Source organism: Pasteurella pantherarum (assembly GCF_049670885.1).
Classification (GTDB): domain Bacteria; phylum Pseudomonadota; class Gammaproteobacteria; order Enterobacterales; family Pasteurellaceae; genus Pasteurella.
This window is the reverse complement of the sequence record NZ_CP187173.1, coordinates 1,890,640-1,912,001: the sequence shown is the minus strand read 5'-3', so window position 1 is coordinate 1,912,001 and position 21,362 is coordinate 1,890,640. Positions and strand designations below refer to the sequence as shown.

Here is a 21,362-nt window from a genome sequence, read left to right as displayed (position 1 = left end):
AGAGAAATAGGAGCTAACATAATAATATTGTTTACAATTTTGTTTACATTTTATACAAAATTGACATAAAAAAGTGCGGTGAAAATTTCTGCCATTTCCACCGCACTTTTCTTTTTTTATTAAAATAAACGATTAGGCTTCGATACCTTCAAATAAAGCCGTACTTAAGTAACGTTCTGCTGCGGAAGGTAAAATGACCACAATGCACTTATTTGTAAATTCTGGCAATTTAGCAAGACGATCGGCAACCGCCACGGCTGCACCAGAAGAAATACCGGCTAAAATGCCTTCTTCTGCCATTAAGCGACGAGCGGTTTCAATGGCTTCTTCACTGCTGACGGTTTCCACACGATCCACGATACTTAAATCTAAGTTTTTTGGAATAAATCCTGCCCCAATACCTTGAATTTTATGTGGAGCAGGTTTGAGTTCTTCACCTGCGAGTGTTTGGGTAATGACAGGGGATTCTGCTGGTTCTACTGCAACCGAAATAATCGCTTTCCCTTTATCTTGTTTGATATAACGACTTGTTCCTGTGATGGTGCCGCCTGTGCCAACGCCCGCCACTAATACATCAATCTGACCTTCAGTATCACGCCAAATTTCAGGACCTGTTGTTTGTTGGTGAATCGCTGGGTTTGCAGGGTTTTCAAATTGTTTTAACATGATATAACGCTGTGGATCAGAGGCAACAATTTCTTCTGCTTTTGCAATGGCACCTTTCATGCCTTTTGCCCCTTCGGTTAACACTAAATTGACACCCAAACCACGCAATAAACGTTTACGTTCCACACTCATGGTTTCAGGCATGGTTAAGGTGATTTTATAACCACGGGCGGCCGCAACATAGGCTAACGCAATGCCTGTATTACCACTGGTCGCATCCACAATTTCTTTCTCAGGGGTGAGGATTCCATCTTTCTCTGCTTGCCAAACCATGTTTGCCCCGATACGGCATTTCACGCTAAAGCTTGGATTACGTCCCTCAATTTTGGCAATAATATTCCCTTGACCGAAATGTTTTAGACGCACTAATGGTGTGTTACCAATAGAATAAGAGTTATCTGCATAAATAGTCATGTGTTTTTCCTTGTTCATTTGTGTGTAAAAAATATCCTTATATTTAACACAATTCCTTTTTGCTAAAAAATAGTCAATGGCTATATTTTATAGCAAAAAATTATTTCACGATTTGATTCCCTGACGATTTGTCAACACTTGTGGAAGTACTTGTGGAGGCGAGGCGATCACGATAATTTTCCACCCACATCGCTGTCGCACCACACACAGCAACAGGAATCACCACTAAGTTGATCAAAGGCACAAAGGTACAAACTGCCACTAAACCGCCAAAGGTGACACTTAATGTGCCTTTTTGCCCCAAGGCTTGCTTCATCACGAAAAACGGCACTTTATGATTATCAAAGGGGTAATCACAATATTGAATAGCCATCATCCATGCGGTAAAAAGGAAAGCAATAATGGGGACGATAGTTTGCCCTAACACTGGCACAAAACCAAGTGCAAAAAGCAAAATAAAGCGAGGTAGGCTATATAATAACTTTTGCCATTCACGAGCTAACATGCGAGGAATATCTTTGACAAAATCTAAGATGCCCCCGTCTTCAATGCTTTGCCCTGCTAGCATACGTTCGACTTTTTCCGCTAACAGCCCATTAAACGGGGCGGTAATAAAACCAGATAATGTAGTAAAAATAAAATAGAAAAAAACAAGAATGAGTAAAATGGATAAGGCTAATAATACTGCACTTAACCAGCTTAACCATTCAGGAATATAATGCATCATACTATCGATCAAGCTATCAATTTGGCTGATGAATAACCAGAAGAGTCCGCTTAATAACACAATGTTTAATAAAATAGGCAACACGACAAAACGGCGTAGTCCTTTTTGGGTAATCAGGTGCCAACCTGTCATAAAATAATGAAATGCTTTATATAATTCAGACTGTTGCATAAGAAATATCCTAAAAATTTAAAAAAGCTAGAATACAAAGTGTGCTGAAAAAAATCAATTTTTAAAGCTTACCGCCTTGGGAAAATATGATAAGCTTACCGCATTTATATCCTATTTATTCATGGCTGGAGGAATGGATAATGAATTTGAATACCATTTTGATTATTTTAGGCATTATCGCTTTAATTATTTTAGTTGCACACGGCTTGTGGGCAAATCGCCGTGAAAAATCCCAATATTTTAAAAATGCGAACACATTCAGTCGTGAGGCTCGTTTAAGAGAGCCCCCGCCACAAGTGAGTGCGGCGAGCACTCAACCGATGCCCGTTTCGCCCGTGGTGCCTTTAGAAGAAGAGGAGGTTTCACCACAGCAACAAACGTTCCCTTTTGATGGCGAAAGCACCACCGTGATGAATGACACTCGAGCATATCATCAAGAGAATGAACACAGTGTCGATCGGGCGGTAGAAAATATTAAAATTAGCCTGCCCAATAATACGCAAGCCAGCTATCACGCCCGTGTTGAGCCCATGCCAAGCTTTTCTGAACCTGCATTAACAACACTGGAAGAAGCCGAGCGTTACACCGATCAAGAAATGGGCGTAGATACGCATTCTGCCGATTTACGTCGTCAATTAGCCGAGTTAGCTCATAATTCTACGGATATTCCTTTATCTTCTTTACAAGAAATGCCACCGATTGAAGAACCGCAAGACACGGATGAGGAAATAAAAAAAGCGGAAACAGACCGCACTCATACGCAAGCACAGCAGGAAGCCCCTTCTTTTATCATGATGTATGTGGTGGCACCTGAAAATTACCAATTTCAGGGGGCAAAACTGGCGAAAATTCTCGATGAACTGGGTTTCTTATTTGGCGAACGTAACATTTATCACCGCCATTCCGATTTAAGTGTCAGCAGCCCGATTTTATTTAGTGTGGCGAACATTCAACAGCCCGGCACTTTTGATTACAACATGAATGATTTTAGTACCATTGGTATTGCCTTATTTATGCAACTTCCTTCGGAAGGGAATGACTTGATGAATTTACGCATGATGATTCGAGCTGCAAAAAGTATTGCAGAAGATCTTGGCGGGTTTGTATTAACCGATAAGCAAGAAATGTTTGATGATGCGGCAGAGCAGGCTTATTTAGCAAAAGTAAAATAATGTCGCTTTATGGCACAATGAAGATCACCGCACCAAAAAAAGTGCGGTGATTTTTTTAGAAATTTTTTCAAAATCGACCGCACTTTTCACCTCTTACCACCTTTGAGGTTAATTTTTCTTTTTAAACTTTGTCCACATTTTATCTTCCTGTCCTCGCCATAAACGTTGGATATTATCGTGATGACGATAAACCAGTAAGCAACATACGAGGGCGACGGGAAACGTAAATTCAGGCTTAAACCACCAAACATAGAAGGGGACTAAAAGTGCAGTGAGTACCGCACTTAAAGAAGAATATCCACTGACGAGAAACACCAACAACCAGGTTCCTAACATGGTGCCGACCACGCCCCATGAGATCGGAGCAATGGCACCAAAAGCCGTTGCCACACCTTTTCCCCCTTTAAATTTAAAAAAGGCTGGGAAAATATGCCCTAAACACGCCCCTAATGCCACCATGCCTAATTCGAAATGGGTGAGCCCAAGATAATAACCCAACCAAACAGGCAACATTCCTTTTAACATATCTAGAATTAGCACATTCAATGCGATCCAACGTCCGCCAATTCGTAAGACATTTGTAGCACCGGGATTATGGGAGCCGTTTTCTCTGGGATCGGGTAAACGGGCTAAACGACACAATAAAATTGCACTGGAGACGGATCCTAATAAATACGCAAGGAACATGTAGAAAATCGCAAATAGGCTCATTTTTTGTCCTTTTGAGGGGGGCGTTGTCGAAAAAAATATCGTCTATTGTACATAAAATTGATAGCATAAGCCTAATGAAATTTCATATAAGAAGAGATAACTGAATGATTGATCGCATTTTCATTGAAGAATTGACTGTTTTCGCTCAAATCGGGGTATATGATTGGGAACAACAAATTAAGCAAAAATTAGTGTTTGATCTTGAAATGGCATGGGATTGTCGCCAAGCTGCGGAAACGGATGATGTGCAATATTGCTTGAATTATGCCGAAGTGAGTGACTTTATTATTGATTATGTTCAATCAAAACCTTTTTTATTAATTGAGCGAGTGGCGTATGAAGTGGCAGAGGCATTGCAACAGCGTTTTGCGATAACGTGGTTACGCTTAAAACTCAGTAAGCCCAAAGCGGTGGCTCAGGCTAAAAATGTGGGCATTATTGTCACTCGTGGCATTTCATCATGAAAAAACAAAGTGAGGCTTATGGCTATTTTTGCTTAGTGTTAGCCACCTTATTTTGGGGTGGCAACTATCTCTTTGGCAAAATTCTGAGCACGGAAATTCCACCCGTGATATTAAATTATGTACGCTGGTTTCCTGCGGCATTCATTTTGTTATTCCTCTTTGCTCGACGAAGCTTTACATTTTGTGATGTCATTCGTAAACATTGGCTTATTTTGACCGCACTTGCTGTGTTAGGTATTGCCATTTTCCCTGTGTTTTTATATCAAGGTTTACAAACTACCACCGCACTGAACGCCAGTATCTACCTTGCGGTTGTGCCGATTTTTGTTTTATTCCTCAATCGAGTGTTTTTTGGTGATCCTATTCGTGCGATGGGATTAACGGGGGCATTCTTGAGCTTCATTGGGGTGCTTTGGTTGCTTAGTCGAGGTGAGATAACCCGTTTAATGCAACTTGAGGTGAATCAAGGGGATTTATGGGCGTTAGGTTCGGCGATCAGTTGGTCTCTTTATTGTTGTATTATTCGTTTGAAACCTGCTGTTTTACCCAATACCGTGATGTTGACCACGTTAGTGTGTATTGCGATGTTGCTATTAAGTCCCTTGTTTATCTGGCAATACCAACAATTACCGCCTGCTTTTCTCACCAGTTTAACCCCAACACAATACAGTATTATTGCTTACCTCATTATTGGTCCTTCTATTCTTTCTTATGCTTTTTGGAATTATGGCATCTCGTTGGTGGGGGCAGAAAAAGGGGCAGCGTTTACCAATGCCACGCCGTTGTTTGCGGCATTATTGGGAGTCTTAGTGTTAAATGAAACACTGGCTTTCTATCATATTATCAGTGCGGGCTTGATTATTGTGGGTTTATTCCTTTGTAATCGACGGGCACCTTCATAAAAAAATCCCCTTTTCTTCTGATTGTGGTTTTCGTCAAAACCACTGTTTTTTTTCGGAACGGTAATGGGGATTGGCGTCTTGTTCGTAAGGATCATAACGCTCAAGATGGCAACCAAATTCCTGCACATAGTCAATTTGGTTATGCTCAGACCATTTAATTAACGACATACCATCAAAGGCTTCGCGGCGACCATCATGCATGTGATCGCAAAAGCTCCACTGCACAATGGTTTGATTGTCTTTGTGAAAATAGTCTTTGATATCCCAACGCAAGACTTTGCCACGGCGATTCCATTCCGCAAACCAATGTTTAAGGGTGGTACGATGGGTGTATTTCGGTCCCCAACTTTCAATGTAAGTCACTTCTGGCGTGAAGATCTGATCAATCCCTAAATCTTGCTGTTGTAACCACATTTCAAACCATAAACGGATCCGTTCTTCTCGTTGTTGCAGTAGGGTTTCTTCACTCATAAGCCATTACTCCAGCAACATTAACAATTGTGGCAATGCTGTAATTTCTAAGGTTGGCATGATTTTTGCCTCTTCACAGTCCCACAAGGATTTGCCTGATACATTCAGCCAAACCGCCTGACAATCTGCCTGAATCGCCCCTTGCACATCGGTAATTAAATTATCACCGACATGTAAAATCTCCCGTGGTTGAAGCCCAAATTGTTGTGCGGTTTGATGAAATAAATCGTGATGGGGCTTGGCTCGCCCTTGCTCTCCCCCTCGTAGCACCAAATCAAACTGGGCTAATCCAATACGTTGAGGATCCACATTTCCATTGGTGATCGCCACTAGCGGGTATTTCTGTTTCAGCATATTTAACACTTGTTGGTTGTCTGTGGGCACATCAATTTTATGACGCCATTCCACAAATAAGTCCATGGCGTGTTGGCAAATTCGTGTAATTTCACCCGCACTTTTCTGATAGTGGGCGAGAAGTTGTTGCAAGGTTTCAATCCGCCACGCCACCACATCTTCACATAACATGGGCTGTTGTTGTTCGACAAGGTGTTTCCATGTTCGCCATTCTTCAGGGGTTAACGCCAATTGGCTTTCTTGCTTGAGGGTATCGAAAAAGTGTGCTTCTGCGAGGCGAATGACGTCGCTGTTGTCGTACAGCGTATCGTCTAAATCAAAGCTGATTAATTTGAAAGGGTGCAAAGTGCGGTAGAATTTCATTCCGTTTTCCTATTTTTTACGCTTTGCGCGTGGGTGGGCAGAATCATAAACATCTGCTAAATGTTGAAAATTTAAATGAGTATAAATTTGGGTGGTGGATAAATTACTGTGCCCTAATAACTCTTGCACCGCACGTAAATCTGAGCTGGCTTCTAACATATGTGTGGCGAAAGAATGGCGTAATTTATGGGGATTGAGATGACTGCTTAAGCCTTGACGAATCCCCCATTGCTCAAGTCGTTGTTGAATCGAGCGATGGGTGAGTCGATTGCCTAATTGGCTCACAAATAACGCCTCATCTTTGGGATTAAACAGCATTCTGACTTTTAACCATTGTTGAATCGCATGAGAGGCATAGCGACCAAAAGGCACAATGCGTTCTTTATTCCCTTTCCCGATGACTCGCACTTCTCGTACACGTGTATTAATACTGTTTAAATTTAAACTTTGTAATTCGGATAAGCGTAAGCCTGAGCTGTATAACAATTCCAACATGGCTCGATCACGCACATCAATGGGTTCTTTGCTGTCATTATTCAACAGTTTTTGCACTTGCTCCGCATCAATATTTTTCGGCAAATGGCGATTTTGTTTTGGTGCGGACACGCCCGTGGCGGGATTCACCTTCAATTCCTCTTGTTGAACCAAATAGGTAAAAAATCGCCGTAATGCCGACAAACGTAAGGCTAAACTGCGGGCACTCAAGCCCGCTTTATTGCTTTCTGCCAAAATAAAACGCACCACGCTCGGGGTAACTGCTTGCCAACTTGTGACCCCATTTTCGCTTAACATCGTCACAATACAATTGAGCTGGTGTTGATAATTTTTCAACGTATGCGGACTTACTTGACGCTCAATTTTCAGATAATTCCAATATTTTTCTAACTGTTCTTGCATCTCACTTATGCTCCGCGTTGTGTTGCTTAACACACATTATTTTTTAAAACTGTCTACCCATCGTCCTAAGTGTAGTTCAACAATATCCACCAAATGTTTCAAAAAATCGGTGTCTTGTCCATTATGGAAATGGCGTTCATCTCTGGCTGAAAAGAGCAAAAGTGCGGTCGGTTTTTGCGACGTTTTGCCACCCAACAAACAGCACGCCACTGAGCCGATCGGAAATTCTTCGGGCAAAAACAACATAGTTTTTTCTTTATGCGTCATCATTCCAAGATAAAAACGGCGTAAGCCAAATCGTTCTAAACGCACAATGTCAAATGCCTTACGATCAAGCCACATTTCCTCTGTTAAACTTTCACATTTCTGCCATGAGTCGGTAAACAGTAAGATTTTGGCTTGCTGCAAATCAAATTTTTTTACCCATTGATTGAGCTTTTGAATCCCTTCTGCAAGATTTTGTGCTTGAGAAAGTTGTTGTTGCAAAGGCAGTAAACCAAGAAAAATGTCGCTATTTTGAATGGCAAGTTGGGTGAATTTTTCCAGCTCCGCTTCTAATTCGTGAATACGATGACGTTGTCGTTCCAGCTGAATTTCCACTAAAGACAGCGTGTCTTTTTGGCTACAATGCAGGTTCAGTTCGTCCAGTATTTCTGGATGGTGTAGGAAAAAATCCTTGTGTTGTTTAAGGTAGCTGATGATATCAGCTGGGGTGAGGGGTTGTTTTTGCATAGTGTTTTATTTTTCGTTTGAAATTCATTAACGCCGCCTACTTTCTTTAACTGATATAAAAGAAAGTAGGCAAGAAGAATGGCTTGACTATAACCGAATCACCCCATCATACACATGTGTTGCATCACCTGTCATAAATAAAGGGTTGCCAATACCATCCCATTCAATTACCAAGCTCCCACCGGGGAGATCCACTTGCACTTTGCTGTCCAGTAAACCTTGCATAATGCCCACAGCAACCGCCGCACAAGCACCACTACCACAGGCTTGGGTTTCGCCTGCACCCCGTTCATACACTCGTAACTTAATATGGCGACGAGAGATCACTTGCATAAAGCCTGCGTTGACACGTTCTGGGAAACGTTCATGGCTTTCTAACAATGGACCTAATTGTTCAACATTGGCGGTTTGGATATCCTCCACTTGCACCACACAATGGGGATTGCCCATGGACACGGCACCACATAACACCGTTTGAATAGGGGTGCGTAAAATATAATTTTTTTCAAACTTATTGGCAGTAAACGGAATTTTGGCGGGTTCCCAAATCGGCTCGCCCATATTGATGCGGATCATACCGTCATCTTTTAGGGATAAAATCATTTTGCCCGTTTGGGTGCTGACTGCAATCTCTTTTTTATCTGTCAGCCCTTTTAATGTCACAAAACGGGCAAAACAGCGAGCCCCGTTACCACATTGGGCAACCTCACTGCCATCAGCATTAAAAATGCGGTAATGGAAATCCAGATCGGGATCATAAGGTGGTTCAACAATCAACATCTGATCAAACCCGATCCCACGATGGCGATCGGACAGACGCTTGATCGTGTCTGGCGAAAAATAAACATTTTGTGTCACGGCATCAACGACAACAAAATCATTGCCTAAGCCATGCATTTTGGAAAATTGCATTTTCCTATCCTTTCATAAAAAACCTGAATGACTGGCATTATAACAGGCAAGAAAAATCAGTAAATCATTAGCATCGCATTGCAGGCACAAAATTTGCTAAAAAATGACCGCACTTTTTTTCGCCTAACTCATTGAAAATTGAGGGGCTTATGATGAACGCAATAAATATATCCATTAGCCACTCTTGAAAACAATAAAAAGGGGCTTATTTATTCCCTGTAAATCAAGGGGCTATTTTCATTGTACCTGATGAAAGAACATGATAAAGGAGAGCAAATATGAATATCGAAAAATTCACGACAAAATTCCAACAAGCCATTCAAGAAGCACAGTCTTTGGCGATTGGTAAAGATAACCAATTTATTGAGCCTGCTCATTTGCTCAGTGCATTGTTCAACCAACAAGGCGGCTCTACCGCACCCATTTTAACCGCCAGTGGTGCCAATTTACCGCTGTTGCGTAATGAATTAAACGCCCAACTCAATAGCTTGCCACAAGTGTCGGGCAGTGGTGGTGATGTGCAAGTATCACGCAGTTTGGTGAATTTGTTAAATCTGTGCGATAAGCTCGCCCAACAACGCCAAGATAAATTTATTTCTTCTGAATTATTTTTATTGGCAGCTTTAGAGGACAAAAGCCTTGGCGAGATGTTGAAAAAGTGCGGGGTGAAAAAAGACAATTTACAACAAGCCATTGAGAAAGTGCGTGGCGGACAAAATGTGAATGATCCTAACGCCGAAGAAAGCCGTCAAGCGTTAGAAAAATACACCATTGATCTAACCGCTCGGGCGGAAAGTGGCAAATTGGATCCTGTCATTGGGCGTGATGAAGAAATTCGTCGTGCCATTCAAGTGTTACAACGCCGTACCAAAAACAACCCTGTGTTAATTGGTGAACCGGGTGTAGGGAAAACGGCGATTGTGGAAGGCTTGGCACAACGTATTGTTAACGGTGAAGTGCCTGAAGGCTTGAAAAATAAACGGGTGCTTTCCCTTGATATGGGGGCGTTGATTGCAGGGGCGAAATACCGTGGTGAATTTGAAGAACGTTTAAAAGCGGTATTAAATGAATTGGCGAAAGAAGAAGGTCGAGTCATTTTATTCATCGACGAAATTCACACCATGGTGGGGGCAGGCAAAACTGATGGGGCGATGGATGCAGGTAATCTGCTTAAACCAAGTTTGGCTCGTGGGGAATTGCACTGCGTGGGGGCTACCACCCTTGATGAATATCGCCAATATATTGAGAAAGATGCCGCCCTTGAGCGTCGTTTCCAAAAAGTGTTTGTAGGCGAGCCAACAGTGGAAGACACCATTGCCATTTTGCGTGGTTTGAAAGAACGTTATGAAATCCACCACCATGTGCAAATTACCGACCCCGCCATTGTGGCGGCAGCGACCCTGTCTCATCGCTATATTTCTGATCGTCAATTGCCAGATAAAGCCATTGACTTGATTGATGAGGCGGCGTCAAGTATTCGTATGGAAATTGATTCCAAACCACAACCTTTGGATCGGTTAGAACGTCGTATTATCCAGTTAAAATTGGAACAACAAGCCTTACAAAAAGAAGACGATGACGCCAGCCGTAAACGTTTAGAGATGCTAGAAAAGGAATTGAGCCACAAAGAACGTGAATATGCGGAATTAGAAGAGGTGTGGAAAGCGGAAAAAGCCGCCCTTTCAGGCACGCAACATATTAAGGCAGAATTAGACAGTGCGAAAACCCAAATGGAACAAGCACGCCGTGTGAGTGATTTTGCCAAAATGTCCGAATTGCAATATGGGGTGATTCCAGCCCTTGAAAAACAATTAGCCCAAGCGGAATCGGCGGAAGGTAAAGAAATGACCTTACTTCGCTATCGTGTAACCGATGAAGAAATCGCTGAAGTGCTTTCTCGTGCAACGGGGATCCCTGTGGCGAAAATGATGGAAGGGGAAAAAGAAAAACTCTTGCGTATGGAAGAGGAATTACACAAACGGGTCATCGGGCAAAATGAAGCCATTGAAGCGGTGGCAAATGCCATTCGTCGTAGTCGAGCAGGGTTATCCGATCCAAATCGTCCAATTGGTTCTTTCTTATTCTTAGGACCGACTGGGGTAGGGAAAACCGAATTGTGTAAAACCCTTGCCAACTTCCTGTTTGACGATGAAAACGCCATGGTGCGTATTGATATGTCAGAATTTATGGAAAAACACAGTGTGTCTCGTTTAGTGGGGGCACCTCCGGGCTATGTGGGCTATGAAGAGGGTGGTTATTTAACGGAAGCGGTACGTCGTCGTCCTTATTCTGTGATTTTGTTAGATGAAGTGGAAAAAGCACATCATGATGTGTTTAACATTTTGTTACAAGTGTTAGATGATGGTCGTTTAACAGATGGTCAGGGTCGCACAGTGGATTTTCGCAATACCGTGGTGATTATGACTTCAAATCTTGGCTCTCATTTGATCCAAGAAAATAAAAATACAGATTACGACAGTATGAAAGCCTTAGTGATGACGGTGGTGGGACAACATTTCCGCCCAGAATTTATCAACCGTATTGATGAAACCGTGGTCTTCCATCCATTAGGTAAAGAAAATATTCGTGCCATTGCGACGATTCAGTTACAACGTTTAATCAAACGCATGGAAAGTCATGGTTATCAATTACACTTTACCGATGCTTGCTTAGATTTTATTGGCGAGGTGGGTTACGATCCTGTGTATGGTGCACGTCCGTTAAAACGTGCTATTCAACAAGAAATCGAAAACCCATTGGCACAACAAATTCTGTCAGGAAAATTGTTGCCAGATCAGTTGGTGACCATTGATTATGTAGATGGAAACATCGTAGCGAAACAATAAGATCACGCCATGATATTTAGCCCAATGTGTCAGCATTGGGCTTTTTTTATGTGCCAAATTCTGTGCCAAAGTGCGGTCTGTTTTAAAAAAGTTTTGTAAGTCGCACCGCAAACTCTCGTCTAATGAAAAGATGGCTTTATTATCCCTTAACCTGAGTTGATAGGAGAACACTATGAAAAAATTCTTAACCCTTTTCGCCACCTTGTTTGTCTCTGTGCAAGCTTTTGCGGTGGACTTTAAACCTTTCGAACAACAAGCCTTTGAGACCGCATTACAAAGTCAACAACCTGTTTTAATTGATGTTTACGCTGATTGGTGTCCAACCTGTAAACGCCAAGTTAAGGTACTTGAACCTATGTTACAAGAAGAACAATTCAAACATTACAGCGTATTTAAAGTGGATTATGACGATCAAAAAGAGGTGTTAAAACATTTCAATGTGACTCGTCAAAGTACATTAATTCTCTTTAATCAAGGCAAGGAAGTGCGTCGTAGCATTGCCGAAACCCGTGAAGTGCCTTTACGTCAATTTGTTACCTTACCTTAATGGATAGAAAATCACATGGATATCAGTGTTACCGTTTTAGCATTAAGTTTATTGGCAGGATTACTCACCACCTTATCCCCTTGTGTCTTGCCCATTTTACCCATTGTCGCTTCGTCTGCCATGGCAAAACGCAAAATTGGTTTGTTTACCCTTGCTTTTGGTATGGCAATATCGTTCACCTTAGTGGGCACGGTGATCGCCTCAATCGGCTTAGCTTTAGGATTAAATAGTGAATATTTACGTTATGGTGCGGCAATTTTGATGTTGTTGGTGGCATTTTGGCTGCTGAGTACCCGCTTACAAGCTTTCTTTAGTCGCTATACTTCTGCCTTAAGTGGACGAGGCGAAGCTTGGTTAAGTGGCTTTAATCCTGAATCTGCCACAGGACAATTTTTGGTCGGTTTATTATTGGGTATTGTCTGGGCACCTTGTATCGGACCAACTTTAGGGGCTGCCATTGCATTGGCGAGCCAAGGAGAAGCCCTTGTGAGTGTTGCCATTGTCATGATGATCTTTAGTTTAGGGGCGGTCATTCCGTTAATTACAATCGGCTTACTCTCTCGTCAGTTTTTCCGTGAAAAACGTGAACGCTTAGCGAATGCAGGTCAAAAAGGGCGAGTGGTGATGGGCTGGAGTTTATTAGTGGTCGGTTTGTTGGTATTAACAGGCTTTGATAAACACATTGAAGTTTGGTTAGTACAATTAAGCCCAGATTGGTTGACCGATTTAACCACCCGTTTTTAATTTTCCTTTCTTCAATAAAATAAAAGTGCACTCAAAATGTGTTTAAAACGGAGTGCACTTTGGCTTGTTTCTGACACAAGCAGAAATAAAAAAACAAAAGACGAAAAAGCCCCTTTCCTTGTCTGAAAAAACCGAGCAGTATATGGGGCTTCTTCGCAAAATCATCGAAACGACATCATCGCATTTTGATTGATTTATGCCTTGCTATCCGATGAAATTTTTCCTCTAAAGCAAACAAACCATGCTAAAGAGCATGGTTTGCGTAACTCCCAACAACTTAATGGGATATTCATGTGTTCCTAAAATGAATAAACATAAATCACAGACTATGTAATTCACCAATGTAGATTATTCTTATGTATTTCCTTATACAGATACAGCTGAATAATCTATTGAAGACTTAATGAAAAAATAAAAAAAGTTCCAAAATTACAATCAAAAAAATAACTTGTTTGCGTGGCGTATTATCTATAAAAACGTGCAGTAAAAAAAGTCAAACTTGCTTGTTTTACAATCCTTTTCTCAAAGAATTAAGAAACATGAAATAAATTTACAAAACTATACAAATGAAGTAAAAAATAAAAAAACTAAACGATTTTGCTAGAAGGGAATAAGCTCTCCATGTGATTTAGTGAGCCTCTTTGGAAACGGCTTTCCTTTATTTTTATCACACTCATCCTGCTTATTTTCTTTTTTCTTTTTCCGCATTTGTTTTATTTTCATGCAAACTTTTAGAAAATTTTTTGTCTCACTCACCGACTTCCTTTAATATAATGAAAACAAAGCATAAAAAGCAGAATAAAACTGTTGTGATATCGATCACAAATGTGAATTCTGCTTTCTTTGTGCTATTGACCTGATTCTATGCAAACGATACGATACGAAAGAATCATTTTTGTTTTAATTTTGATAGTTTCACTTCATTTTTAATGCAAAGTGTTAAGGCATGCTATTATCAGCAACTGATGTTGTCGCTGACATCATATTTCGTATGAAACATTAGGAGTTTAATATGACAAAACACATCCTCACACAAGATGTCAACAAATTGAACAATGAATCCCGCCGCCACTTTATGAAAGTATTGGCGGGTATCGGTGCAGGTTTAGCCTTTAGTGGTTCAATTGGTACATTTACTCCAAACGCACTTGCTACAGCAGTGAAAGGAAAATCCATTGAGGCGGGCATTGCTTATCCCCTTTCAACAGGGTTTGATCCGATGATTACCACAGGGGCGTCATCCATGGCGGCAAATCTCCATATTTTTGAAGGCTTGGTTGATTTACACCCTGCGACACGTCAGCCTTATTTAGCCCTTGCAGCAAAAGAACCTGAGCAAATTGATGAGATCACTTGGCGTATTACACTCCGTGATGGGGCACTTTTCCACGATGGCACCCCAGTGACCGCAGAGGATGTGGTCTTTTCCTTTGAACGTGTGATGGATCCTAAAACAAAATCCTTATTTGCGATGTTTGTTCCTTTTATTGAGAGTGTCAAAGCACTGGATAACAAAACCGTTGAATTTAAATTGAAATACCCATTCGCCCTCTTTACACAACGTTTAACCATCGTAAAAATTGTGCCGAAACATCTTGTTGAGAAAGTTGGGCATTCTGCCTTTGATGCCAACCCAGTAGGCTCAGGACCATTTAAATTTGTGTCCGCCGTGAAAGATGACAAGATTGTGTTTGAAGCTTTTGACAAATATAACGGTCCTTATCCTGCACAAGTGGAAAAAATGTCTTGGTTCTTACTGTCTGATGCGGCAGCACGTGTGACTGCACAAGAATCAAAACGTACTCAAGCCATGGAAAGCGTTCCTTATATTGATGTGGCACGTTTAAAAGCGAAAAAACAAACGGTGGAATCGGTGCAATCTTTCGGTCTCTTGTTCTTAATGTTTAACTGTGAACAAGCACCATTTAATCATCCAAAAGTTCGTCAAGCCCTCCACTTTGGTTTAAATACCGATAAATTAATTGATATTGTGTTTGATGGTAATGCAAAAGCGGCAAGTTCTTATGTGCAAGAGACACACCCGAATTACCACAAAGCCGCTAGCCAATATGCTTTCGATGTGAAAAAAGCAGAAGCATTACTAAAAGAGGCAGGCGTGAACGAGCTACATTTTGAATTACTTGCCACAGACCATGACTGGGTGAAAGAATCCGCACCTCTTATTTTAGAGTCTTGGAATAAAATTCCAGGTGTGAAAGTGAGCCTACGCCATCTCCAGTCTGGTGCACTCTATAATGCACATGTGGACACAGGGGATTACAAAGTGGTGATTGCACCAGGTGATCCATCGGTGTTCGGTAACGATTTAGACCTATTACTCAGTTGGTGGTATCGTGGCGATGTTTGGCCGAAAAGACGTTTCCGTTGGCACAACACGCCAGAGTTTAAACAACTGCAAGAATGGCTTGATGCTGCGGCGAAATCCAAAGATCCTGCAGAAGCACAAAAAATTTGGAATAAAGCGATTGATCTTATCGCAGAACATGTTCCACTTTACCCGATTTTACATCGCAAACTGCCTTCTGCATGGGATAGCAATGCATTGGAAAATTATCAACCATTACCAACAACAGGCGTTTCTTTCTTAGGTGTTGGTCGTAAATAATGCTAAATGAAGCATAATGTTGTACTCCCCCTTTCCCCCTCAGAAAGGGGGAGGTAAAAACAGCTTTTACATCACCACATTTTATATCTCAACCCTCTCAGAATATAACCTTTCGACTGAGTGCTTCCTGAAGTCGTTGGAGAATCAAATGGAAATTATACTTCGATTATTGTTACGCCGTTTAATGGCATTACCCATGATGATTTTGGGTGTGACCGCACTGGTTTTTATTGTGCTTCAATTCACCCCTGGGGATCCTGCCACGATTGCATTGGGTGAAAGTAGCAGTGAAGCAGCAAAAGCACTTTATCGTGAAAGTCACGGTTTAAATGATCCTATTTTCGTTCAATATTTTCGTTTTTTAGGCAATTTATTGGTGTTAGATTTTGGGGTCACCATGCCGCCAGAATTACCGATTGGCAGCATGATCGCCAAAGCCTTTCCGATTACCTTACAGCTAACCTTTATTGGGGTGTTATTTGCGGCGGTGGTGTCTTTTTCACTCGGCGTATTGGCGGCGTTATATCGTGATAGCTGGATTGACCAAATCATTCGTTTTCTGTCTGTGGCTGCCGTGGCAACGCCTTCTTTTTGGTTAGGGATTTTATTAATTCAATGGTTCTCACTTGAGCTTGATTGGTTACCATCAGGTGGCTATGTTCCTTTAAGTGAAAGTGTCTCTGGCTATATTCAATCCATGATTTTGCCTTCTTTAGCCTTGGCGATTCCTGTTTGTGCATCCTTAATTCGTGTGGTGCGTACCACCATGGTGGAAGAAATGGACAAAGATTATGTTAGAACGGCAATTGGTAATGGCGTGCCTTATGCCACGGTCATTCGTCATAATGTCTTGCGTAACGCCTTAATTACGCCAGTCACCGTGTTGGGCTTGCGAGTGGGTTACTTGTTAGGGGGTGCTGTGGTGATCGAACAAATTTTTGATTTACCCGGCATGGGAAAACTGATCTTCAATGGAATTGTGAACCATGACTTGCACCTCGTTCAAGGGGTGGTATTAACCATTGCGTTTAGCTTTGTGATGGTCAATATCATTGTGGATATTCTGTATTTATTGATCAACCCTAAAATTCGGAGTCTATAATGTTTCGACAAAGTTTAGCACAGCGTTTAGCAACAAGTGGTGCAAGATTCCAAGCCCTTTCTGGGGCGTCAAAAATGGCGTTAATATTTTTACTTTTTGTTTCATTTATGGCGTGCTTTGCTCCTGTCATTGCCACACATGACCCACTCGAAATCATTGCTCGTATGCGTCCGCCTAGTGGCGATTTTCTGTTTGGTACAGATCGTCTAGGGCGTGATATTTTCTCCCGTATTATTTATGGGGCGAAAACCTCGCTCATTATTGGCTTAGGTGCGGTCGGTTTTGCGATTGTTTTAGGTAGCATTTTAGGGGCAACCGCAGCAACCGCAGACAAATGGGGCAATGAAATCATTATGCGTCTGATGGACATTTTAATGGCGTTTCCAGGCATTGCGTTAGCGGCGATTTTATTGGCAACCTTTGGCAATAGCGTGCCTGTGATTATTATTGCCATTGCGGTGGTTTATACCCCACAACTTGCCCGTGTGGTGCGTGCGAATGTCGTGTCTCAATGGGACGAAGACTATGTGCGAGCAGAACGAGTGATTGGGGGAAGTCGCACCTATATTTTGCTAAAACATGTGGTTCGCAACACCGCCGCCCCCGTGCTTGTGTTTGCCACGGTGATGGTCGCCGATGCGATTGTGTTAGAAGCCTCCCTGTCTTTTTTAGGTGCAGGTGTACAACCGCCACATCCTTCTTGGGGAAATATTTTATCTGAAGGGCGTAATATTGTGCTTAATGGAGCATGGTGGGCGACAACCTTTGCAGGGTTAATGATTCTGTTGACGGTGTTAGCATTAAATATTTTAGCGGAAGGGTTAACGGATGCATTAGTGAATCCTCGCTTGAAAAACAGCAAACAGCCTCACGCCAAAGCAGAAGATCGTTTAAGTACCGATGTGCAAGAAGCCATGGCAGAAAGCTTGGCGTTAAAACGCTATTTGCTCAAACTCCACCAAAAAGAAATGACCCGTTCTGATCGTATGCAATTCGCAGCAGATGCCAAGCCGATTTTACAGGTGAAAAACCTCTCTATTCGTTTCCCAAATCGTTATGGTGAAATTCCACTGGTGGATAATATCAGTTTTACGGTGAACGAAGGGGAAACCATGGGCTTAGTGGGGGAATCTGGTTGTGGTAAATCCATCACCGCTTTCGCCATCATGGGCTTGTTGCCGAAAACGGCGAAAATTAGTGGGGAAATTTTATTCACAGATCGTAGTGGTAAACAGCATAATCTTCTCAACTCAATAGAACTGGCTAAATTGCGTGGTAGTGAAATTGCCATGATTTATCAAGATTCATTAAGTGCATTAAACCCGTCTATGCGAATCAAAGATCAAATGGCACAATTGATTAAACGGGGCAGCAAACATACCGCCGAAAAACTGCTTGAATGGGTACAACTTGATCCTAGTAAAGTGTTAAATCGCTATCCACATGAGCTATCTGGGGGGCAACGCCAGCGTGTGGTCATTGCGATGGCATTAACCCGTGAACCGAAATTATTGATTGCCGATGAGCCAACCACCGCCTTGGATGTGACGGTACAAGCCGAAGTGGTGAAATTACTCAACCAATTGCGAGATCAATTAGGCTTTGCCATGATATTTGTCAGCCACGATTTAGCCTTAGTGGCACAACTTGCCCACCATATTACCGTGATGTATGCAGGACAAGTGGTGGAAACTGCACCGACATCTCCATTGCTTGCTAATCCAACCCATGAATATACTCGGGGTTTATTAGGCTCTGTGCTTTCCACGGAAGAACGCGCCCAACGGCTTTACCAAATTCCAGGCAGCGTGCCTTCTCCTTATGATTTTGCCGAAGGGGATCGTTTTGCCAGCCGTTCATTAAGACCTGATGCGGATCCAAAACAAAAATTAACACTTGTTCCTGTAGGAGATCACCCAAGCCATTTCTGGGCATCTCACTTAGCAGAAAAAACAGCACAGGCAGAGAACCAAAAGGGGTAAAGCAATGAGCAGTATTAAAGTGATTAAAGAACAACCTATCATTGATTTAGAAGACATTGTGGTGCAATTTCCATCTCGTGATGGATCATTATTTGGACGCAAAAAAATCCATGCCCTGAAAGGGGTGAACCTCAGCATTAAAGCTGGGGAAACCATTGGTTTAGTGGGGGAGTCTGGTTGTGGAAAATCCACCCTTGCCAATGTGATTATTGGTTTACAAAAACCGACTTCTGGCGTGGTGAAATTTAATGGCTTAAAAATGCAATACGGCAGCACCGAAGCACGCAAACAATTTGGTCGTCAAGTGTCTGTGATTTTCCAAGATCCCGCCACGGCACTGAATCCAAGAATGCGAGTGCTGGATATTCTCAGAGATCCGTTAGATATTCATAATGTGTTACAACCAAAAGAACGTGAAAAACGGGTCTATGAATTGCTTTCTCGTGTAGGCTTGCCACGTTCTAGTGCTTTGGTGGAACCGACCCGTTTATCGGGTGGACAAAAACAACGTGTCGCCATTGCCCGAGCTTTAGCCTTAAATCCTAAATTGATTGTTGCCGATGAACCCACTTCTGCACTGGATGTTTCCGTGCGTGCACAAGTGCTGAACTTATTGGCAGATTTGAAAAAAGAGCTCAACCTTGCCATGGTGTTTATTTCTCACGATATTCAAACCGTGCGACAAGTGTCGGATCGCATTGTTGTGATGTATAGTGGACAAATTATGGAAACGGGAACCACGCAGGAGATTTTCGAGCATCCAAGCCACGATTACACCAAACGCTTGCTGGGAGCTGCCCCTTCTTTACTGTAAAACTTCTCAAAAATGCACCGCACTTTTGAGCGATTACTTTTCGGAGTCCACACATGACAATGATTCGCATCACAAAAAGCATTCAAACGGAGCTGCTCATTGTGGGCTCAGGGATTGCAGGGTTAAGTTGTGCGGTGGAAGCATACAAAAAAGGTCTCCCCCATGTTTTAATCTGTAAAACCCAGCTGGCAACGGGTGCCAGCTTTTTCCCACTCAAGGCGACTTTAGGCATTCAAGTGACGGGGGAGGAACAGGATAAACCGCTTTTTATTCAAGATATCCAAGCGGTTGCTCAAGGTATGAATAACCCTAAAATTGTACAAGCCTATGTGGAAGATTCCCCCCATGCCGTGCATTTATTAGCGGAAATTGGCTTTCAGCCTTGGAAACGCCAAGATCATCGCCCTGCTTGTTTTGCCAAACACCCTCGCCCTATTTACTTAATCAATGCATGGAAAGCGGCGGAAAAACGGGCAAAAAATATCATTAGTGAGCAAAATACCACCTTATTTGAACAGGCAACCTTATTGCATATTGTGGTGGATAACCAACAGGTGCAAGGTGCGGTGTTTATGCAACCTGATGAACAAGGGGAGATACAGTATGTGTTCTGCCAAACCCCTAATATTATTTTCGCGACAGGGGGGATTGCAGGCTTGTATAAAGACAACCTTTATCCTGCCGATGTGATAGGCTCGAGTCATTTTGTGGCGTTACAAGCAGGTGCCACGCTCACAAATTTAGAATATATTCAATTTATCCCCTCTTTCATTGAACCTAAATATAAAGTCTTATTTGGTGAACACACCCTGAAATATTGCAAGGCAGTTGAGGATCACAACGGGCAATCCTTATTTCACCCACTTAATGCAACACAATTGGCACAAATGATGACCGCTCGTAGCCATTATGCCCCTTTTTCGGTGGATTTTCCTTGTGTGGCGTTTGATTTACGCATGATGCAATATTTAATGGAAAATCCTGAACAAGAGGGCGTCTATTTACGCTATGATGAAGCACTTTATCAAGATCAGGAAGAATTTTATCAAGTGTATTTACGCTGGCTAGAACAAGAGGCAGGCATCCATTTATTACGTGATAAGGTGTCCATTGCCCCTTTTGCACATAGCTGTAATGGTGGGATTGAAATTGATGAATATGCCGAAAGTCGAGTAAAAGGCTTGTTTGCGGTGGGGGAAATCGCCTCTTGCATTGAAGGGGCAAATCGTCTTGGTGGCAATTCGGTTGGGGGCTGTCTTGTCTTTGCAAAACGTGCATTGCAAAAAATTTCGCAAAAACCACCGCACTTTTCCCCATCGCTTAACCTTGAACAAGCCATAGCACAGGCGGAAGGCATGCTAAATCAATTAAATCGGACACCGTTAAGTAACCCACTTCCTGCAAGCCAAGTGCTCAGCCAGTTACGTCAAGCCATGAGCAAATTTGCCAACGTTTACCGTACAGGGGAAGCCTTAACCCAACTTCTGGCTAAATTAACAGGTTTAGAACAACAATTTAACCCCGTTGAGCAAGCAAAATACCAAGGGATTGAAATTTACTATGCCCTTAAAACCGCACAATTATTAGTGCAAAGCATGTTGCAGCGGGAAGAAAGCCGAGGGGCACATTATCGGGCAGATTTTCCACAAAAAAGCCCAGAATGCTATCGCCTCCAAGTGCGTTGGGAACATCAACAGGTCAATATTCAAAAATGTCCAGTTAGTCAAACATCATAGGGAGAATCG

The 21,362-nt window shown here is 42.2% G+C and carries 19 protein-coding genes; 11 read left to right on the top strand and 8 right to left on the bottom strand.

Annotated features, from left to right (window positions below; all coding sequences use genetic code 11):
* Positions 1–132: 132 nt before the first annotated feature.
* Both cysK and cysZ read right to left on the bottom strand, forming a co-directional pair.
* Positions 133–1,080, bottom strand: a complete 948-nt coding sequence (gene cysK, locus ACPEEM_RS08950; RefSeq protein ID WP_424401808.1) for a cysteine synthase A — start codon at positions 1,078–1,080, stop codon at positions 133–135.
* 100 nt (positions 1,081–1,180) lie between these two features.
* Positions 1,181–1,978 carry a sulfate transporter CysZ gene (gene cysZ, locus ACPEEM_RS08945; RefSeq protein ID WP_424406720.1) on the bottom strand — a complete coding sequence of 266 codons (798 nt, stop codon included), beginning with the start codon at positions 1,976–1,978 and terminating at the stop codon, positions 1,181–1,183.
* A 140-nt stretch (positions 1,979–2,118) separates the two neighbouring features.
* Between cysZ and zipA the strand changes: the two genes are divergently transcribed.
* Complete coding sequence (gene zipA / locus ACPEEM_RS08940; RefSeq protein ID WP_424401806.1) at positions 2,119–3,150, top strand: cell division protein ZipA; 1,032 nt, start codon at positions 2,119–2,121, stop codon at positions 3,148–3,150.
* 108 nt (positions 3,151–3,258) lie between these two features.
* Here the strand turns inward: zipA and plsY are convergent, their stop codons facing one another.
* Positions 3,259–3,861 (bottom strand): glycerol-3-phosphate 1-O-acyltransferase PlsY, encoded by a 603-nt coding sequence (gene plsY / locus ACPEEM_RS08935; RefSeq protein WP_424406718.1) that lies wholly within the window; start codon positions 3,859–3,861, stop codon positions 3,259–3,261.
* Between the two features lie 104 nt (positions 3,862–3,965).
* Between plsY and folB the strand changes: the two genes are divergently transcribed.
* Together folB and ACPEEM_RS08925 are read left to right on the top strand one after the other, a co-directional pair.
* Complete coding sequence (gene folB / locus ACPEEM_RS08930) at positions 3,966–4,325, top strand: dihydroneopterin aldolase (protein ID WP_424401804.1); 360 nt, start codon at positions 3,966–3,968, stop codon at positions 4,323–4,325.
* Positions 4,322–5,227 carry a DMT family transporter gene (locus ACPEEM_RS08925; RefSeq protein WP_424401803.1) on the top strand — a complete coding sequence of 302 codons (906 nt, stop codon included), beginning with the start codon at positions 4,322–4,324 and terminating at the stop codon, positions 5,225–5,227. Before folB ends, ACPEEM_RS08925 begins: the two co-directional genes overlap by 4 nt.
* A 33-nt stretch (positions 5,228–5,260) precedes the next feature.
* Here the strand turns inward: ACPEEM_RS08925 and ACPEEM_RS08920 are convergent, their stop codons facing one another.
* The 5 genes from ACPEEM_RS08920 to dapF all read right to left on the bottom strand — a co-directional run bounded on the left by ACPEEM_RS08920 (position 5,261) and on the right by dapF (position 8,956).
* Positions 5,261–5,698: a nuclear transport factor 2 family protein gene (locus ACPEEM_RS08920; RefSeq protein WP_424401802.1), complete on the bottom strand. Its 438-nt coding sequence runs from the start codon at positions 5,696–5,698 to the stop codon at positions 5,261–5,263.
* 6 nt (positions 5,699–5,704) lie between these two features.
* A complete protein-coding gene (locus ACPEEM_RS08915; protein ID WP_424401801.1) occupies positions 5,705–6,415 on the bottom strand; it encodes an HAD-IA family hydrolase in 711 nt (236 codons plus the stop codon).
* Between the two features lie 9 nt (positions 6,416–6,424).
* A complete protein-coding gene (gene xerC / locus ACPEEM_RS08910) occupies positions 6,425–7,312 on the bottom strand; it encodes a tyrosine recombinase XerC (protein WP_424401800.1) in 888 nt (295 codons plus the stop codon).
* A gap of 36 nt (positions 7,313–7,348) precedes the next feature.
* Complete coding sequence (locus ACPEEM_RS08905; RefSeq protein WP_424401799.1) at positions 7,349–8,044, bottom strand: DUF484 family protein; 696 nt, start codon at positions 8,042–8,044, stop codon at positions 7,349–7,351.
* 87 nt (positions 8,045–8,131) lie between these two features.
* Positions 8,132–8,956, bottom strand: coding sequence for a diaminopimelate epimerase (gene dapF, locus ACPEEM_RS08900; RefSeq protein ID WP_424401798.1), 825 nt, complete (start codon positions 8,954–8,956; stop codon positions 8,132–8,134).
* A gap of 278 nt (positions 8,957–9,234) precedes the next feature.
* Here dapF and clpB point away from each other — a divergent pair, with 278 nt between their 5' ends.
* The 8 genes from clpB to ACPEEM_RS08860 all read left to right on the top strand — a co-directional run bounded on the left by clpB (position 9,235) and on the right by ACPEEM_RS08860 (position 21,353).
* Positions 9,235–11,802 carry an ATP-dependent chaperone ClpB gene (clpB, locus tag ACPEEM_RS08895; RefSeq protein ID WP_424406716.1) on the top strand — a complete coding sequence of 856 codons (2,568 nt, stop codon included), beginning with the start codon at positions 9,235–9,237 and terminating at the stop codon, positions 11,800–11,802.
* 172 nt (positions 11,803–11,974) lie between these two features.
* Entirely contained in the window at positions 11,975–12,349 is a 375-nt protein-coding gene (locus ACPEEM_RS08890; RefSeq protein WP_424401796.1) for a thioredoxin family protein, read from the top strand.
* A 15-nt stretch (positions 12,350–12,364) separates the two neighbouring features.
* The gene (locus ACPEEM_RS08885) at positions 12,365–13,093 is read left to right on the top strand and encodes a cytochrome c biogenesis CcdA family protein (RefSeq protein WP_424401795.1); all 729 of its coding nucleotides are present in this window, start codon (positions 12,365–12,367) and stop codon (positions 13,091–13,093) included.
* A gap of 1,012 nt (positions 13,094–14,105) precedes the next feature.
* The gene (locus tag ACPEEM_RS08880) at positions 14,106–15,719 is read left to right on the top strand and encodes an ABC transporter substrate-binding protein (RefSeq protein ID WP_424401794.1); all 1,614 of its coding nucleotides are present in this window, start codon (positions 14,106–14,108) and stop codon (positions 15,717–15,719) included.
* Between the two features lie 148 nt (positions 15,720–15,867).
* Positions 15,868–16,821 (top strand): ABC transporter permease, encoded by a 954-nt coding sequence (locus tag ACPEEM_RS08875; RefSeq protein ID WP_424401793.1) that lies wholly within the window; start codon positions 15,868–15,870, stop codon positions 16,819–16,821.
* On the top strand, positions 16,821–18,803 hold the full coding sequence (locus tag ACPEEM_RS08870; protein WP_424401792.1) for a dipeptide/oligopeptide/nickel ABC transporter permease/ATP-binding protein: 1,983 nt from the start codon (positions 16,821–16,823) through the stop codon (positions 18,801–18,803). Before ACPEEM_RS08875 ends, ACPEEM_RS08870 begins: the two co-directional genes overlap by 1 nt.
* A 4-nt stretch (positions 18,804–18,807) precedes the next feature.
* Positions 18,808–19,617, top strand: a complete 810-nt coding sequence (locus ACPEEM_RS08865; protein WP_424401791.1) for an ATP-binding cassette domain-containing protein — start codon at positions 18,808–18,810, stop codon at positions 19,615–19,617.
* Between the two features lie 53 nt (positions 19,618–19,670).
* Positions 19,671–21,353, top strand: a complete 1,683-nt coding sequence (locus ACPEEM_RS08860; RefSeq protein ID WP_424401790.1) for an FAD-binding protein — start codon at positions 19,671–19,673, stop codon at positions 21,351–21,353.
* Positions 21,354–21,362 lie beyond the last annotated feature (9 nt).

Bases quoted from the DNA above. Each gene is read 5' to 3' on its own strand.
- ACPEEM_RS08890 (WP_424401796.1), top strand. From the start codon at position 11,975: ATGAAAAAATTCTTAACCCTTTTCGCCACCTTGTTTGTCTCTGTGCAA.
- ACPEEM_RS08860 (WP_424401790.1), top strand. From the start codon at position 19,671: ATGACAATGATTCGCATCACAAAAAGCATTCAAACGGAGCTGCTCATT.
- folB (WP_424401804.1), top strand. From the start codon at position 3,966: ATGATTGATCGCATTTTCATTGAAGAATTGACTGTTTTCGCTCAAATC.
- xerC (WP_424401800.1), bottom strand. From the start codon at position 7,312: ATGCAAGAACAGTTAGAAAAATATTGGAATTATCTGAAAATTGAGCGT.
- dapF (WP_424401798.1), bottom strand. From the start codon at position 8,956: ATGCAATTTTCCAAAATGCATGGCTTAGGCAATGATTTTGTTGTCGTT.
- ACPEEM_RS08885 (WP_424401795.1), top strand. From the start codon at position 12,365: ATGGATATCAGTGTTACCGTTTTAGCATTAAGTTTATTGGCAGGATTA.
- ACPEEM_RS08915 (WP_424401801.1), bottom strand. From the start codon at position 6,415: ATGAAATTCTACCGCACTTTGCACCCTTTCAAATTAATCAGCTTTGAT.
- ACPEEM_RS08920 (WP_424401802.1), bottom strand. From the start codon at position 5,698: ATGAGTGAAGAAACCCTACTGCAACAACGAGAAGAACGGATCCGTTTA.
- ACPEEM_RS08870 (WP_424401792.1), top strand. From the start codon at position 16,821: ATGTTTCGACAAAGTTTAGCACAGCGTTTAGCAACAAGTGGTGCAAGA.
- ACPEEM_RS08865 (WP_424401791.1), top strand. From the start codon at position 18,808: ATGAGCAGTATTAAAGTGATTAAAGAACAACCTATCATTGATTTAGAA.
- ACPEEM_RS08875 (WP_424401793.1), top strand. From the start codon at position 15,868: ATGGAAATTATACTTCGATTATTGTTACGCCGTTTAATGGCATTACCC.
- clpB (WP_424406716.1), top strand. From the start codon at position 9,235: ATGAATATCGAAAAATTCACGACAAAATTCCAACAAGCCATTCAAGAA.
- ACPEEM_RS08880 (WP_424401794.1), top strand. From the start codon at position 14,106: ATGACAAAACACATCCTCACACAAGATGTCAACAAATTGAACAATGAA.
- plsY (WP_424406718.1), bottom strand. From the start codon at position 3,861: ATGAGCCTATTTGCGATTTTCTACATGTTCCTTGCGTATTTATTAGGA.
- cysK (WP_424401808.1), bottom strand. From the start codon at position 1,080: ATGACTATTTATGCAGATAACTCTTATTCTATTGGTAACACACCATTA.
- cysZ (WP_424406720.1), bottom strand. From the start codon at position 1,978: ATGCAACAGTCTGAATTATATAAAGCATTTCATTATTTTATGACAGGT.
- zipA (WP_424401806.1), top strand. From the start codon at position 2,119: ATGAATTTGAATACCATTTTGATTATTTTAGGCATTATCGCTTTAATT.
- ACPEEM_RS08925 (WP_424401803.1), top strand. From the start codon at position 4,322: ATGAAAAAACAAAGTGAGGCTTATGGCTATTTTTGCTTAGTGTTAGCC.
- ACPEEM_RS08905 (WP_424401799.1), bottom strand. From the start codon at position 8,044: ATGCAAAAACAACCCCTCACCCCAGCTGATATCATCAGCTACCTTAAA.